This is a genomic window from Pseudomonas sp. p1(2021b), assembly GCF_020151015.1.
Taxonomy (GTDB): Bacteria; Pseudomonadota; Gammaproteobacteria; order Pseudomonadales; family Pseudomonadaceae; genus Aquipseudomonas; species Aquipseudomonas putida_K.
In genome coordinates, this window is record NZ_CP083747.1 from 214,590 (window position 1) to 229,822 (window position 15,233).

The following is a 15,233-nucleotide window of genomic DNA, read 5'->3' on the forward strand; positions in this document are numbered from 1 at the left end:
CGCACCGGGTTTACACGCCGGATTGGTACAGAACCCTTGCAGGTGATGCCCGTAGTTCTCAGTATTTCCTGTGATGCGATCCAGCTTCATGCCTCACCTTCATGTCTCGGCGGCCACGCCTGCCACTGTGATTCGGGAGCTTTCACCGTGTGCGGTACCGCTCATTCATCGTACTCGGGATCGGTCCATTCGTTGCCAAAGGGGCATACCCAAATAATCCTGGGGAACCGAAATCGCGGAAGTATTTCAGCGAACGTCAACTTGACGTCCGGCGCATCCTCAAAGCTTGTGCGCCGCGAGCTCGCAGGGTCGGGAATGTGTTCTTCCACTAGCCTGGGATCGGCCCATCCGCCTGGGAACTCGCCCCCTTCGGCCTCGACCACGGCCAACGCCTGCTCCACTGAACGGGCGACGACCACATAGTCGTCGCCGATGCACCAAGCGCGCAGAGGCAAGTGGCGCTCCAACTCTTCCAACCGCAGCAGTTCTTCAACGCTCTGCAGCGCTGCAGCGGCTTCCGCATTATCAGGGGCTGCGTCGACAGCCAGGCGTCGCTGGGCGAGCTGATCGAACCAAAACAGATGGTTGAAATAGACCGCAGCGTCGGCAGCTTCATGAGCCTGGGCACCCTTACGCACTGCCCATGCGTCGGCCACCGAACCGGTACCTGAAGCAGTTAGCCATTGGCTACGTTCGACGTCGGGCATGCAGTTCCACCATGCCATACCCGCCGCCTCATCGGCGGTTGGCGAGCGCTCCGAAGAATCTGCTTGCGGGGATACTGTCATGGCATGCCTCCTGTCGCAGTCAAATGATGAGGCGCGATAACCGCGCCTTTACACACTGCTTGCCCTGCCAACGGCCGAGCAAGGCAGGAGCAGCGGGTCTAGTGAGGTTAGCGGCTCGACTCGGCCATTTTACCAAGGTCACTGAGAATCTTCGGAACGACCACAGATAATTTGCCAGGCTTCAGTGCAGCGTCTCTGATCGTGGTGGCAACATCTTCGTCGCGCCAATAGTTCTCAACAATCGTCGCAGATGCTTCGGCCTGCCCGTAGACGTAATTATTGAGCAGGACCCCTGGCAGATGATCCAACACAAAACCCATTGCTACGCGCCCGTGCAGCTCAACGCAGGCCTCCAGCAGGGTTGTCATTTGATCAAAGCGCCCATCTTTCGCCAGCTCGCGTAGGGCTCCAAAAGCTGGCTCGCTGATGTGTTTGCCGTCCCAGCCTTGAAAAAACTCGGTAACGATCTCTTCTAACGCCCGCATCCTGCTGCCTCACTGAAATGGGTTAAATAGGGGTGAAAGCTGCCTATCTTATGCCTGAGAGCCCCGAAATTGCATTGACGGCAATTTCATGGCTTCCCTATGGTTCAAACGTTGTGTTGAGCAGGTCGAAAAAGCGATCCTTCTTGGCAACGTGTTCTGGCTGCTGCCTAACGATTCGCTCCAATGCCGAACGATGCTCAGGCGTTTTGCTGACAACCTGCTGAGCGTGTTTTTCTGCTCGATCAAGAGCGGCAGAATGGCTGATAGCAGCCTTGTCACCCGCGCTACACAACAGGCGATGCCAGAGGCTTCTGTAGCTCGTCTGAACCAAAGCCCATTTGTAAGCTGCCAGTGCGGCGCATACTTCGCCTTCAATGGGGTCTGTCGTGGATTGGCGCATAGTGGAATTGTCCGTTATCTGGGGTGATTGATGGCAGCGTTACGCCGCGAACATCGTCAGCGCCACTATGAACAGACCGCCAAGCGTGAATGCTTTGAGAAGCCAAAGAAACGCATTATCACTGGCGGCCTCTCCCCTCTCCAACGAGAAGAACGCAACGGCTTCAATTGCTACTAGCGCCGTAAAGGCAATCACCCTCACGCCGAAGGCATCAAAAATCGCCCAAACGACAAGGGCAATTAGCCAGAAAACTAGAATACCAGGTAACACAGGCACCTTCGTGCCGCCAATCCTAAAATTTGCTGATGACAAAGCGCCGGCTGATTTCAGGAGGGTTGCAAAGAAAAAATACAATGCAGCGGCTGCGAGCAGCACATAAGTAAGTTGGTTCAATTCGATTTAATTCCCGAAATACTACGGGCCATATATGACGCCAAGACAAAGAACAGTAACGCACTGATGTGCTCAGAACGGCTGTCAAGTGCTATCAGGATGAACCAGATCACGGCCGCACCGAAAAACGAAAGAACGCGATTTCTTGTCACTGGACGGGTTGGATCCATTTCTCTTCTCATACAGGTCCCTTATGGTTATGCGGGCGCGAAAATCACACCTGTCTCTACGGCCTCGGTCCCGGTTTATCAGGCCGGGGCTTGGGGTACACCTGAGCGTTTACCGTGATCAGTTCCTGGTGTTCGTTTTCAACACGGTTTGGATGGCATCAGCACTGAGTTGCGGCGCTCTCTGCCCCTCATCAACCATGAGATTTGGCCGCTCTGCCCGGGAGATCTGTACACGAAGCTGGTTGAGGGCATTGTCGATCTTCTGTTCAGCAGCTTTGAATTCTTTGTCGGACGCTTCCCCAGGCACGAAGGAAACGCTCTCGTGCCCCCAGCTCAGAATTAGCAAGTCGCGCAGGGTCAGCTTCACCGAAATTTCGGTGTCCAGGTCCGCTTCGGAATAGTTGTTCAGGGTACTCATCCACACTGTTCCTTTCCGGTGATGGTCGGGGTCATCGTAGGTCTTTAGGGAAGGTCTGAAGTAACCCTGTATTTCCGGTCGACTTCAGCCCTTGCTGCTTTTGAAAGCGGGCCGTCGATCAAAATCGACCAGGTAACCCGCTCAGTTCTCCGTTTTTGGCCGCCGCGAGCACCTCGCAGCAGCCATTTTCCGCATTACAGGTGCACCTGTCCTGCGGTAGTCAGCAAATGTCGGCGCGCCATCCATAGGTTCGACAGCGCGAACAGCGTCACCAGCTGAGCGGTGTTCTTGGCCAGGCCACGGAAGCGCACCTTCACGTAACCGAACTGGCGCTTGATCACTCGAAACGGGTGCTCGACCTTCGCTCGCACTTGTGCCTTGGCCTTCTCGATCTTGCGCTTGGCTTTGTACAGGGCGCTGCGTTTATCGAGCTTCTTGTAGGTGCTGCGGCGTGCTGCGACCTGCCAGATCACTTCGCGGCCCGCATGTTCGGGGCGCTTTTCGACGCCGGTGTAGCCGGCATCGGCGCAGACGACGTTCTCGTTACCGTGCAGCAGTTTGTCGACCTGGGTGATATCCGCCACGTTGGCTGCCGTGCCTACCACGCTGTGTACCAGCCCCGACTCATCATCCACGCCGATGTGCGCCTTCATGCCAAAGTAATACTGGTTCCCTTTCTTGCTCTGGTGCATTTCCGGGTCGCGCTTGCCGTCCTGGTTCTTGGTCGAGCTGGGTGCGTGGATCAGTGTGGCATCGACGATAGTGCCCTGGCGCAGCGACAGGCCGCGATCCCCCAGGTAGCCATTGATTACGCCGAGGATGCCGGCTGCCAGCTCATGTTTCTCCAGCAAACGACGGAAGTTGAGGATGGTGGTTTCGTCGGGAATGCGCTCCAGGCTCAGCCCGGCGAACTGACGCAGGATGGTCGTCTCGTAGAGCGCTTCTTCCATGGCCGGGTCGCTGTAGCCGAACCAGTTCTGCATCAGATGGATACGTAACATGGCCATCAGCGGATAGGCTGGACGACCACCTTCACCCTTTGGGTAGTGTGGCTCGATCAGGGCAATCAATCCCTTCCACGGCACCACCTGATCCATCTCGATCAGGAACAATTCCTTACGGGTCTGCTTGCGCTTGCCGGCGTACTCGGCGTCGGCGAAGGTCATCTGCTTCATGGAAAAACTCGGCTGGCGGGATCGGCGTATTTCACCAGATTCGGGAAGTCTTTTTCAGACCTTCCTTAGGTTTTTTCTTCAGTCTTCTGAAACTCTTCCAGTTTGAGACGCGCAGCTGCGTAGAAGCACAGGGCGCAAAGGCCCCCAGTGCCTCCCGCAAAAACTGCCAGTGAATCGATCATTGCGAGTGGAGTGCCGGCCAGCGGATGGAACGTCTTAGCAATCACAGCCATACCACCGGAAGCCAGGAGTACCCACGGCGCGACACGACAGATCATGGTCAGGCTGGCCTTGTGCTGTTCAATCGCCGCACTTTCCTCAGATTCGATGATCCTTACTGCAGCCACGTTGACATCGAGCTGCAGGCCCCATGCATGCTGGAGGACAGGGCTATTGTCCTCGGTAACCTTCGCTGCGATGTCGCGGGGGATCTGACCCTTACTTGCTACAGCTTCCACGACCGCCTGCTTCCAATCGGCGTACTCATTCATCGGTATTTTCCCTTCGACTTTGGGCGTTGACACCAAGTCGCTCAGTCACTCGGCATCGGCATGCGCGGAGTGCTTCGCGCAAAATGAAATCCAACGAAGCGTAACACGTACGCATAATACTAGTAAATTAAGTTGACGCCGGTGCAAGCGCATCGCATACGGCGCGGGTTGCGCTTTCACAAAACAGCTGCACGCGCAGACCGCCCGCCCAGGCTCCAGTCCAGGTAACCAGAGGAAACCGCCAACCATAAAAAACCCCAGCCTTGGCCGGGGTGGGTGAAGCGTTTACTGAAAGCTGACCACGCAACAGGGGTACTCGTCAGAGCTGCGTGCGGTGATGGCTAAGCGGAAAAGACCCTGGACATCAGTCTGCCGGGGTTTTCCTTTGATCAGGACCAGGACCTGCAGCCGAGGCTTCATTGGCGTGATGCCAGTTCAGCTCGGCGGGCGGCGGGCGAGGGAGTTTCTTTGATCAGGCGAGCAAGGAAGGCTGTGTAACTGGCCTGCTCGTTGATGTGCATGATGTGCTCTATAAAGTCTTTTCGCTTCCGCTCCAACCACTGCTCAGCTGCGACACCTTGGCAAGGAAGGCGCTGCGTGTAGAGGACGTAGTCGTCGAGAGCTACCTGTTGGGGCCAGGTCAGTTCAGATACGTTCAGGTTGTGCATGTGGCATCTCCAGGAGGATGTAGGCTTCGTATCCAGGAGATGCTCAACATTGAGCATGAAAGCAGCAGGGCATGATGAGCCGCACCCCTCCCGTCCTACCGCGATCATAGCGACCACGTTAGAGGGCGAGGCTGGGATAGCGGCTGGCACTAACTGATCATGGAGTCATCACTCATCATCGTCGAAGTTGTACATGCCCGGCGCGAGGTTCTCGAAGCGGGTGTACTTGCCGATGAACGCCAGCCGCACAAAGCCGATAGGGCCGTTACGCTGCTTGCCGATGATGATCTCAGCTACGCCCTTGTGCTCGGTCTCGGGGTGATACACCTCATCCCGGTAAACGAACATGATCACGTCGGCGTCCTGCTCGATCGCACCGGACTCACGCAAGTCGGAGTTCACTGGGCGCTTGTTCGGGCGCTGCTCCAGGGAGCGGTTCAACTGCGATAGGGCGATGACTGGGCAATTGAATTCCTTGGCCAGGGCCTTGAGGGAACGGGAGATCTCGGAAATCTCATTGGTCCGGTTGTCGCCGGCAGAGCCCGGGATCTGCATCAACTGCAGGTAGTCGACCATGATCATGCCAATCTCGCCGTGCTCACGGGCCAGGCGCCGGGTGCGCGCACGCATTTCCGAGGGGCTGATGCCGGCGGTGTCATCGATGAACAGCTTGCGGTTGTTGAGCAGGTTCACCGCTGAGGTCAGTCGCGGCCAGTCATCATCGTCGAGCTGGCCGGATCGCACCTTGGTCTGGTCGATGCGGCCGAGCGACGACAGCATACGCATGATCAGCGACTCACCTGGCATTTCGAGCGAGAACACCAGCACCGCCTTCTCGGACCGCAGCACAGCGTTCTCCACCAGGTTCATGGCGAAGGTGGTCTTGCCCATCGAAGGCCGGCCGGCAACGATGATCAGGTCGGCCGGCTGCAGGCCGCTGGTCTTCTCGTCCAGGTCGGTGAAGCCGGTAGAAACACCGGTGATGTCGCTGTCGGAGTTGAACAGCGTATCGATACGGTCGATGGCCATGGTCAGCAGGTCTTTGACACCCACCGGGCCGCCGGTTTTCGGCCGGGCTTCAGCGATCTGGAAAATCTGCCGTTCGGCTTCGTCGAGGATCTCCGCTGCATTCCGCCCTTCTGGATTGAAGGCACTGTCCGCGATGTCAGTGCTGATGCTGATCAGCTGGCGCAGGGTCGCCCGCTCGCGGATGATCGCAGCGTAGGCCTTGATGTTGGCCACGGACGGGGTGTTCTTTGCCAGCTCCGCCAGATAGGCCAGTCCGCCGACCTGGCTGCTCAGCCCCTCCTTGTCCAGACGCTCATGCAGCGTCACGATGTCAAAAGGCTCGTTCAGGTCGGCCAGCTTTTGAATGGCGCGGAAAATCAGCCGGTGATCGTGTCGGTAGAAGTCGCCATCAGAGACCTGATCGAGCACACGCTCCCAGGCGTTGTTATCGAGCATGAGACCACCGAGCACGGACTGCTCAGCCTCGATCGAATGCGGTGGCACCTTCAGCGAGGAGGTCTGTAGGTCAAGCTGCTCGGAAGCATAATCTTCGTTCATGTGGGCATCTTGTTGAGTGAGTGGGGAGCGCTACCGGTTGGCGAGGTGTCAGCGGGCTTCATGGCGGCTTTCTCGAACCTTTCCGGCGCCGCCCCCTGCCCTTGCCCTCGACCTTCTTGGAAGCCTCTTCTGCCAGCTTTTGCACCGGCATCCGACCAAGGCGAGAATGGGGATCAATCATCTCTACACCCATCTCTTGATCGGTGAAGTCGTGCGTGCCTGGCATTAAGTTGACGAAGCGTGTGTATCGCCCCTCAAAGCCAAGCCGCACAAAACCGGTCGGACCTTCACGCTGCTTGCCGATGATGATCTCGGCCGTACCAGCGAAGCGGGAGTCAGGGTTGTACACCTCATCCCGGTACACGAACAGGATCACATCCGCGTCCTGCTCAATTGCCCCGGATTCGCGCAGATCGGAGTTAACCGGGCGCTTGTCCTTGCGTTGTTCCACCGAGCGATTGAGCTGCGAGAGTGCAATCACGGGGCAATCAAATTCCTTGGCCAAAGCCTTTAGTGACCTGGAGATGGCCGAAATCTCGTTGGTACGATTGAGGCCGCCGTAGCCGGGGATTTGCATCAGCTGCAGATAGTCCACCATGATCAGGCCAATCTCGCCGTGCACACGCCGAAGCCTCCGCGTACGGCTGCGCATCTCCGAAGGGCTCAGCGCCGGCGTGTCGTCAATGAAGAAGCGATCGTTCTTGTTGAGCGCGTTGGCAGCCTTGGTCAGCTTGGTCCAGTCCTCGTTTAACAGCTTCCCGGATCGGACTCGCGACTGGTCAATGCCACCCATCGAGGAGAGCATGCGCGTTAGCAGTGCATCGCCAGGCATCTCCATGGAGTAGACCACGACCACTTTTTCCGACCGCAGAACGGCCTCTTCCACAATGTTCATGGCAAAAGTGGTTTTGCCCATGGATGGCCGGCCGGCCACGATGACCAGGTCAGCAGGCCGCAACAGACTCAGTTTGCTATTGAGGTCGACGAAGCCTGTCGACTGGCCCAGGGACTCAAGCCCTGACTCATGGGCGGTTTCGATCTTCTCGACGGCCTTCCTGAGCAGTGTGTCGATACCAACCGGCCCACCTTCCTTCGGCCGTTGACCGGCCACGGACAGCATTTTCGATTCGGCATCATGCACAAGATCTTCTGCAGATCGGCCATTCGGGGAGCTGGCGCCGTGCTCAATCTCCCCACAGACGCCAATGATCTTTCGGAACAGCGACCGCTCACTGACTACGCGGGCAAAAGACGCGATGTTGGCAACGGACGGAGTGTTATCGGAAAGCTCTTTAAGATAGGCCAACCCACCGGCGTTCGAGAGCTCCCCTGCTCTATCCAGTGCCTCTTGGGCTGTGACAACATCAAGCGCACGCCCCTCTTCAAGCAGCCTGGAAATAGCCTTGAAAATGAGCCTGTGGTCTGCGTGGAAAAAATCAGATTCGACCACCAGGTCCGAGACACGCACCCAGGCACGTGGCTCGTTCAGCAATCCGCCTAGAATGGCCTGCTCGGCTTCAACAGAATGCGGCAGCTCCCGACTGGGGGTCTGATCGTATTCAGCCGCTAGATGGATATGGTCGTTCAAGCCTCAGGCCTTACTCGTCGAAATGCTGGTGTGGATCGGGCTGCCAGCTGCAATCAGTACCCTTAGGTGGTCCTGACCTGCGCTGACAGCTGGTGTTTGGTCACGATGTTCGTTGTTTGGGGGCCTAGAACGCAACTACCACCCGCTGGGTGGCCGGCCGGATCAGAACGTCACTTCGATCAACGTTGCCCGCCCGGTGCGAGTTTGAAAGTCGCAAAGGCCAAACTGCACGAGCCGTGGCTGCCGGTGAGCGATGCAGGTAGCGACCTGGGCGCGGAATGCCGCCAACTCAAGCGGGAGCACTGATCGACCAGTAGCGGCCTGGATCTTATCGCGGAATTCCTGCAGCGCCGCCTCCAAGCCAGCATCATCGCCGTCCTGGCCTGAAGTTTCGGCACTCGGTTTTGGGATTGACATTCAAACTCTCCAGGGGGGCCGTGCGCTGACATGCGCAGTTGCGGATTACAACCGCAAGGTCGTAACACGCAACTATAATCCTGAAAGATTTACTCAATGTCAAACGGCATAGAAGGTTACGCAGACGACCTGTAAAGCACTGAATATCCTATATTTTCAGTGAAAACATGAGATCTTCATGACTGACGAAAATACAGAGCAAAGGAAGAATTAAAGTGCTTCCGCGAATTCGACATCGAGTCCTTTTGAATGGCTGCCCAACAGCTCTTGGATGTCCGCAGTAATGCCGGTCTCGGTCTCGAAGGGAGGCGCTGGCTCAACCCAGCTGTACTGGGGCCCAGCCAACTGCCGTGCTGTCTCTTTGTTCGACAGGGTTGAGCGCCAGCGCAAAATCAAGTACTCCTCGACTTCCTTTCGCCCAAACGGGATTGCGCAGAAGGACAGCTCATAGTTGCTGGAATATGTGCTGATCAAGCCCTTTTTGTCGCTGGCGCAAAGGCCAAACAAAGCACAAGTTTTTTTGGCGAATGAATGATTCTTAAAATTCGTCAGGTCACTCATCCTGGCTCGTAGGGCCGAACTCTCGCCCACATAGACTGGAGACTGGCCCTTCCATATCACGTAGACCCCAGCGTCACGTGTGATGTCCTTCTTCCAGTCGACATGGCCAGCCAATACACGCCGCGGGGCTGAGATCATCGTTGCCTCGTAGTGACGCAGTTGCTCCTGGGTGTTCAAGTGCTTTTGCTCCTAGATGCCGCCTTCGTAGGGTCCGAGTTCAGTCACCCGGTGTTGCCGGTGAATTCTGACTGAAAATTGCGCAAGACTCACTATTGATTTCGGCACCTAGGTAGCCATTGAGCACACTAGCTCCGTTAGCTCATTTTAATTTCATTTTGATTCCGACTACGTCTTATCCGCCACTTTTTAAGGGCAGCAAAAACATCACACACCATCCCATGCCAGATCAAAGCCATGATTATCAGTGTGAAATAATCCGGCGCACCCTCTAACTCGGCGAGGCTATGCAGATCGATCGGCTCCGCAGTGGAGAAGATCTTGCCAACTACTGACACCACAAAAAGAATTACAAATAATACCGCAGCAGAACGCAATAAGCTCAAAATCGTTAGTACAACAAACATTACCAGTGCTTTGAGCGTGATAACGGTGAAGAACCGAGGGCGCTCACAAACGCCAAGCCAGTTTGTCTTCCAGCCAGAATTACCGTTCTTGAATTTTCTATTCATCTCGATTCAACCTGTACTAATTGCTTGGGCTGGAGGGAGTGCGCGAGGCAGAAACAGCATCAATGCCTAGTGCAACCTCATTCTGCGCTTGGGATGACTGCTCAACTGCACTTCCAGCATCACACCACTGGCGATCTACGCCAGAGCAGCCTGTGACTCCTGTCCGCTTCTTCTTGAATCCGAACCCATGCCCTGTGGCCAGGTGTACAAACGGCAATGCCGCCCAGTACCCAACGACAAGCGATGCCGCCTTAGCGGTAAGCCCGGGCAACGTGTATGCGAATGAGCTCGCAGAAAAAGCTGCGATGCAGATGGCGCCAACCACGTAGTTGCGCCGAATTTGATTTTGGGCGGGCTGCTGGCCAGACGGAATCATGGTGCCCCCTTGAAAGCTTCGGCCTGACGCTCGACTAGCGCGCAGCGCTCCTTGACCCACTCTAGATCTCTAATGCGGATGTCCTGCGCGCTTCGGTTGGCATTCACCAGGAGACGATTTGCGCATTTCGACTCACGGGTCGCCGCCTCAATTTCCTCAGGTGTCGCAGATGAAAAATCAGTTCTCAGCTTGCTCAAACCTAGGCCGCTATAGGCCAGCGGTCCTCCGATCAGAGCGAGCAACGCTACGCCCCAGTAAACCGCACGCCTGCGGGTGTTTTTTTCTGAACTCACCAAGGATCTCCCGGACATGGCTCGCTTGCCGGACTGAAAAATAACACATAACGCGTACAGATAACTCTTCAGTATTGAATTACCTTGTCACACCCCCCCCTCAGTCGTATGCGTGGCGACCCTCGTTAAGGGACCATCGTCAACTCCGCCCCAGGCTCTTCACTCTCCTGACGCTTCCTCTTAAAGTGGGCGTTCAGTTGCGCTATGAAACAGGTGCCCTGGTGCGCATCAGTTGCTCGCAGATCTCCATCATTTGGGAACGCAATGGATCAGAACCCATACAGTGCGCAGCTCGAAGCAGCTGTCGCCGCCCTGGCCGCGGCTGAAGCGGGCTTGCAGGAGCAGTACGAACTCTACGGCCATCTGCATCGCTTTGATGAAGACCAGGCCAAGTTGGCGCTCAGAAATGCCGAGGTGAAACTAAAGGACCTCGAACGGGAACGAACCGAATTGGGTGTGGTGCCCCTGCTTGATCGTGCCACTATCTACAAGGCCGTCTATCGCGCTAACCGCTCGCTCCTCGGGCAAGCATTCGATGCAGTGACGGGCCGGATTCCAGAACCACCCAAAATGTCCGAGGCAGAGGAAGCCAAGCTAGCCGAGAAAGCTGCTCGGTTGGGGGCATTGCTTGGCGAGGATGGAGAGATAGCCACCCAGCAGCATTTGGTACAGAGGCTTCGATACGATATTCAGTTCCACTCTTCCCTGGACTGGCTCGAAACCGACTCCGACTACGCAACCTACAGTTCGCAAATCGCGAGACTGCAGCCAGCCATTGAAAGTCTTTCAGCCAAAATCGCTAGGTTTGAAGAGCATATTCGGGAGCCACAGGCACAGTGCCTCAAATATCGTCAGCGTCTGGATGTGGCCAAGGAGAAGCTGGCCCAAGCGATCCATTTCAGAGATCGCCACCGAAACGCACCACCACGCTCAGTCGAGGCTGCGAGAGTAAAGGGGGCTTGCAGTAACTACTTCGGAACAGATGACATTGCCCAGGTCGTCAGACACAAAACCAGCGATGTTGAGGACCTTGAACGTGAGCTCGCCAAATGGGAGCAGCGCATGGCGTCACTGCAGCAGCGCGATAATCGAGTCATCGAGCGGCTGATCATTGACGGGAACAACCTATGCAATCGTGGCCGGGGCAAGAGTCAACAGTTCATCGGATTGAACGCTTTGAGTGCACTCGTTCCGGCCCTGCTGTCAAACTGGCCTGGCAGTGAAATCATTCTGGTCTTCGATCCAGGCATCACGAGGAAGCTCCAGGTTTCGTGGGAGGACATTCAAAGCACCTTCCCAACTGTGGAGACATACCGCGTCGACAAAGGCCACAGCGCCGATGAAATGATCATTGAACTGGCCTCTTCACCGAATGCATTCATCATCAGCAACGATCGTTTCACGGAATTCAGCAACCGACCCGCCCTCAAGGAAAACAGAGTCTTTGGCCATGACATTACCAAGAAAAACATCTTGGTGAATGAGCTGTGGATCTCAGTGGATTATTCCTCTCCAGGCTGAGCAGGATAGTAGGATAGGCTTCCCTGCGCTCCCATGCGTTACGAATCAGCTGCACGTTCAATCATCGTCTTTGGCAAGGCCATAGTCGCTCTGCGCAGGCCGGACCGCCGGTAAGGTCGTACAGCTCCTCGACCGTGTAGATGTTGCCGTTATCACCGAACAGCACATCATTATCACGGTTGAGCGAAGCTGCAGCGCCCGGCTTCGGCCGGCGGCACCATAGGGAGATGTCTCGGATGAAGAAGCCCGCCGAGATGACTGCAAAAACCAAGAATGTGAACAGCACGCCCTTCGTCACTAGCGCGAGCGCTCCAACGCCCAGGAACGCCAAGAGCCCCTTCGGTACGGTGTGGTCAGGGTCTCGCAGATGGCTCAGGCTACAGCCGAAAGACAGCATCACCAGGGCCGCGGCTATCGCTACGCCCACATCTGCTTCAGCACTCTTTTCGATGGTTCCCCAGATACCCGCTGCCACCGATCCTGCAATTGCGGCAAGGTGACGAACCAGCGCCAGCGGGGTACGACGAATCCTATCTTCGATAGCCCAGAGAGCGCGAGTGGGCGCCATCATCTGAGGTGCCCTGACCATGCCGGCCAGTGCATCCACGGCGGCCTCCATCTTCCGTACAGTCGACGGAGTGACCACCGTCATGGTCGCGAGGTCCTGGATCAGCTGCACGCAACGCTTGAACTCTGGAGTTGCCCGCTTGATCGAGCCTGGGTTGAAGTCAGCCAGGTCGATGCTGCCAGCGTACAAACCAAGGTAACCAGCAATCAAGGCCTCGGCTCGCGCCATCTGCTGATCAACAATTCTGTTCAGATTCATCGCTCGTCCATTCGATTGCCCTTGCTGGCTAAAGGCTCCAGCAGCATCTGAGAATGCAACTCTCAACAACCAGACTAGCCCAGCTAGATGGCTGGGCTTGAGTACACCTGGTGCTTGCTCCTAGTTCAGCACTTTATTCAGGCCGTCACGCAGACACCGGGCCTGATCCTCGTAACGCTCGGAACGGTCCAGGACCTGACCGCTCGCATTCGTGGTTTGCCAAAAGCTGTCCCCAGTGTCCATCTCGTCAACTAGTAGCTCAAGTAGTTGGCTGCTGTCGATCTGCACACTGTAGGTCAGCTCGAACCCCTCTAATTCTTCCCGTTCAGTGCTCATTTGCTTAGCTCCCTCGCGGCGGTCAACTGGGCGCCTCAATCAGCTCGCTATTTTCACTTGCCCAAGGATTTCGGCAGCAGCTAGCTCTTTCGCGACTTTCTTACCTCCAGCCACTGTCTTGGCCGAAAGCACATTTCCATCTACCACAATTTGCGCCACGCATTCGAATTGCGGAGGGGCAATGCTCAGCTGGGTGAAGATGTAACTGGGCTCCGCCAGCCTGTTTTTTTGTGCCATCTCATTTAGCTGCACTACCGGGTTTGAGCTGCTCACGGAAGTCGCCTCACGTGACTTGGCCAGTCGCTCCAATAGGATGGCCGAAGCAGCTGCTTCAGCGGCCTTCTTGGTTGCACACTCTGGTGAGGTAGCACTTTCGACGTCGCCACCCTTCGGGTGGACAGTCGCGGTGGCTGTGAAGCTTGCAGCATTTGACGGTCCACTCATCGCGACATGCAAATGGGGAGCAGCCCACCCCCGCTTCCGGCAAAGTTCAATTAGCGCACCTTTGTAGTCAGTAGCGCGGGGCGCTGGAGAGCTTGATGACTGCGTCGGAGCCTCAGGGCTAAGGCTGTTTATGGGCAAACTCAAGTGACGACACAAAATCTCGACCATGGCTTTCTGCTTTGCTACACGCTTCTCGCGGTGCACACCAACTCCCTGAAGACGCCGCCCACTTGCCGAGACAGCAACCACACACTTGAAGCCTCCATTTACACCGTGCACCGTTTCATCGAGCCCCTCAAAAACTTGAGTCTGGATTCCGTTCATGATGATCCTGACCACGTTGTGAGGGTGCTGGCACATCCAGTTCGAGAAAGCCACCCCAAGATCTTCGGTGATTGCTTCCCTTGGGATTTGAATCGCAAGTCGATCGACGATGGCGTCCGCTATCGTGTTGTTGTTGAGTCTTCGTATCAATTCAGCCACTACAGCTTCAGGCAAATGACCGGCGTCTTTCGCGAGCTTCACGGCAGCGCTGAGTACGTTGTCCTCCATATTGACCAGGTTCCCACTCGCCACCAAGCGCTGAGCTTTCCGCGCCAGCACCTCCTTGTGGTAGTCGACAGTGGATTCGGATCGCTCTCGCAGCGTTTTGTTGATCGACGCAGAGATTGTAAGCAGATCTGCTTGCGAATATGGCAGCGGGCAATTGTCGAGATGCGCCCGAATCTGGCGAATGTTCACCAAGTCGGCATACCGACGAAGCGGAGAGGTGCCGTGGAGGTACAGCGTTAGGCCAAGACCGTAATGCCCACGCGCCACGCCATCGTAAACAGCACGCTCTATGAGTGCCCCTAACTGCGCACCCACAGAGGCTTCGGTCACCAGCCCCTCTTTCAACCACTGCTCGACTGTGTTGGCCAGGTCCAGTGCATGCGGAGCGGAGACTCGGCTTGCGTGGTTACGGTATACCGCCGGCAGCCCATTCTCGGCCATGAAGAGGGCTATTTGGGAATTCGTCAGAATCATGAATTCTTGCACGATGATGTGCCCGACCATCTGATCCAACGACTCGTATTGGCGAAGATTGCCCTCCTCATCCGAGAGCATGAGCTTGCGAATATCGTAAAGGGCAAGCGCTCCTTTCGATCGGCGGCGCTGCAGCAGCAGCGTCGAAACCCTACTGAGGAGCTCCACCATTTCACGCAAAGGGCTTTGAGTGCTTCGGGCTATCTCCGGAATGGCCTCATATGTGAGACGGGTGTTGACGGTGATAACCTGGCAGCTAGGTTCAAAACCGACGACCTCAAGCGAGCTATTGAGCGTGATTGTAAAAACCATCGCTTGCCGTGGTTGCCCCGCGACAAGGCTACTTTGATCTGCGCCGATGTGCCGTGGCAGCATTGTTTGCACTGCACGATCTCGGGCATAGATCGAGGCGGCCCGCTCAAACGCCAACTTATCGTCATGAGAGCCGACCCCAACCTTCGCAGAAGGATCGGCGATGGCAACTGATATGATGTACAGATCGCCGCTCTGGGTGATCGATATCGCGTCGTCGATATCAAGCGTTTTCTGGGAATCGATGGTCACGAAGAATGGTGAAGTCACGGTGGATCCTTGGCCTATCA

18 protein-coding genes are annotated in these 15,233 nt (G+C 56.3%); 2 read left to right on the forward strand and 16 right to left on the reverse strand.

Annotated elements, in window-relative coordinates; all coding sequences use genetic code 11:
- Window positions 1-161: 161 nt before the first annotated feature.
- Together K8374_RS25495 and K8374_RS25500 are read right to left on the reverse strand one after the other, a co-directional pair.
- Complete coding sequence (locus K8374_RS25495; RefSeq protein WP_054894507.1) at window positions 162-788, reverse strand: hypothetical protein; 627 nt, start codon at window positions 786-788, stop codon at window positions 162-164.
- Between the two features lie 107 nt (window positions 789-895).
- On the reverse strand, window positions 896-1,273 hold the full coding sequence (locus K8374_RS25500; protein WP_054894506.1) for a hypothetical protein: 378 nt from the start codon (window positions 1,271-1,273) through the stop codon (window positions 896-898).
- Window positions 1,274-1,361: 88 nt separating this feature from the next.
- On the opposite strand from K8374_RS25500, the gene K8374_RS25505 reads away from it, so the two are divergent.
- Window positions 1,362-1,700 carry a hypothetical protein gene (locus K8374_RS25505; protein ID WP_143133189.1) on the forward strand — a complete coding sequence of 113 codons (339 nt, stop codon included), beginning with the start codon at window positions 1,362-1,364 and terminating at the stop codon, window positions 1,698-1,700.
- Window positions 1,701-1,712: 12 nt separating this feature from the next.
- Here K8374_RS25505 and K8374_RS25510 read toward each other — a convergent pair whose 3' ends face one another.
- The 11 genes from K8374_RS25510 to K8374_RS25560 form a co-directional block, all read right to left on the reverse strand.
- Window positions 1,713-2,066, reverse strand: coding sequence for a hypothetical protein (locus K8374_RS25510; protein ID WP_060495099.1), 354 nt, complete (start codon window positions 2,064-2,066; stop codon window positions 1,713-1,715).
- A gap of 288 nt (window positions 2,067-2,354) precedes the next feature.
- Window positions 2,355-2,654: a hypothetical protein gene (locus K8374_RS25515; RefSeq protein WP_023383616.1), complete on the reverse strand. Its 300-nt coding sequence runs from the start codon at window positions 2,652-2,654 to the stop codon at window positions 2,355-2,357.
- Window positions 2,655-2,848: 194 nt separating this feature from the next.
- Window positions 2,849-3,829: an IS5-like element ISPa16 family transposase gene (locus tag K8374_RS25520; RefSeq protein ID WP_038410028.1), complete on the reverse strand. Its 981-nt coding sequence runs from the start codon at window positions 3,827-3,829 to the stop codon at window positions 2,849-2,851.
- 65 nt (window positions 3,830-3,894) lie between these two features.
- Window positions 3,895-4,320: a hypothetical protein gene (locus tag K8374_RS25525; protein WP_023383615.1), complete on the reverse strand. Its 426-nt coding sequence runs from the start codon at window positions 4,318-4,320 to the stop codon at window positions 3,895-3,897.
- Window positions 4,321-4,736: 416 nt separating this feature from the next.
- A complete protein-coding gene (locus K8374_RS25530; RefSeq protein WP_023383614.1) occupies window positions 4,737-4,988 on the reverse strand; it encodes a hypothetical protein in 252 nt (83 codons plus the stop codon).
- Window positions 4,989-5,156: 168 nt separating this feature from the next.
- Entirely contained in the window at window positions 5,157-6,554 is a 1,398-nt protein-coding gene (dnaB, locus tag K8374_RS25535) for a replicative DNA helicase (RefSeq protein ID WP_023383613.1), read from the reverse strand.
- 58 nt (window positions 6,555-6,612) lie between these two features.
- Window positions 6,613-8,142 carry a replicative DNA helicase gene (gene dnaB / locus K8374_RS25540; protein WP_054893890.1) on the reverse strand — a complete coding sequence of 510 codons (1,530 nt, stop codon included), beginning with the start codon at window positions 8,140-8,142 and terminating at the stop codon, window positions 6,613-6,615.
- Between the two features lie 162 nt (window positions 8,143-8,304).
- Window positions 8,305-8,559 (reverse strand): hypothetical protein, encoded by a 255-nt coding sequence (locus K8374_RS25545; protein WP_023383611.1) that lies wholly within the window; start codon window positions 8,557-8,559, stop codon window positions 8,305-8,307.
- 210 nt (window positions 8,560-8,769) lie between these two features.
- A complete protein-coding gene (locus tag K8374_RS25550; RefSeq protein ID WP_023383610.1) occupies window positions 8,770-9,297 on the reverse strand; it encodes a hypothetical protein in 528 nt (175 codons plus the stop codon).
- Between the two features lie 137 nt (window positions 9,298-9,434).
- A complete protein-coding gene (locus tag K8374_RS25555) occupies window positions 9,435-9,809 on the reverse strand; it encodes a hypothetical protein (protein WP_023383609.1) in 375 nt (124 codons plus the stop codon).
- A gap of 372 nt (window positions 9,810-10,181) precedes the next feature.
- Window positions 10,182-10,478 carry a hypothetical protein gene (locus tag K8374_RS25560; RefSeq protein WP_176483539.1) on the reverse strand — a complete coding sequence of 99 codons (297 nt, stop codon included), beginning with the start codon at window positions 10,476-10,478 and terminating at the stop codon, window positions 10,182-10,184.
- A 264-nt stretch (window positions 10,479-10,742) separates the two neighbouring features.
- Here K8374_RS25560 and K8374_RS25565 point away from each other — a divergent pair, with 264 nt between their 5' ends.
- Window positions 10,743-11,999 (forward strand): hypothetical protein, encoded by a 1,257-nt coding sequence (locus tag K8374_RS25565; protein WP_023383608.1) that lies wholly within the window; start codon window positions 10,743-10,745, stop codon window positions 11,997-11,999.
- 61 nt (window positions 12,000-12,060) lie between these two features.
- On the opposite strand, the gene K8374_RS25570 is transcribed toward K8374_RS25565, so the two are convergent.
- From K8374_RS25570 to K8374_RS25580, 3 genes are all read right to left on the reverse strand, one after another.
- Entirely contained in the window at window positions 12,061-12,825 is a 765-nt protein-coding gene (locus tag K8374_RS25570; protein WP_176483540.1) for a hypothetical protein, read from the reverse strand.
- A gap of 120 nt (window positions 12,826-12,945) precedes the next feature.
- Window positions 12,946-13,161, reverse strand: a complete 216-nt coding sequence (locus tag K8374_RS25575) for a hypothetical protein (protein WP_023383606.1) — start codon at window positions 13,159-13,161, stop codon at window positions 12,946-12,948.
- 39 nt (window positions 13,162-13,200) lie between these two features.
- Window positions 13,201-15,213: an RNB domain-containing ribonuclease gene (locus tag K8374_RS25580; protein ID WP_023383605.1), complete on the reverse strand. Its 2,013-nt coding sequence runs from the start codon at window positions 15,211-15,213 to the stop codon at window positions 13,201-13,203.
- Between the last annotated feature and the right edge of the window lie 20 nt (window positions 15,214-15,233).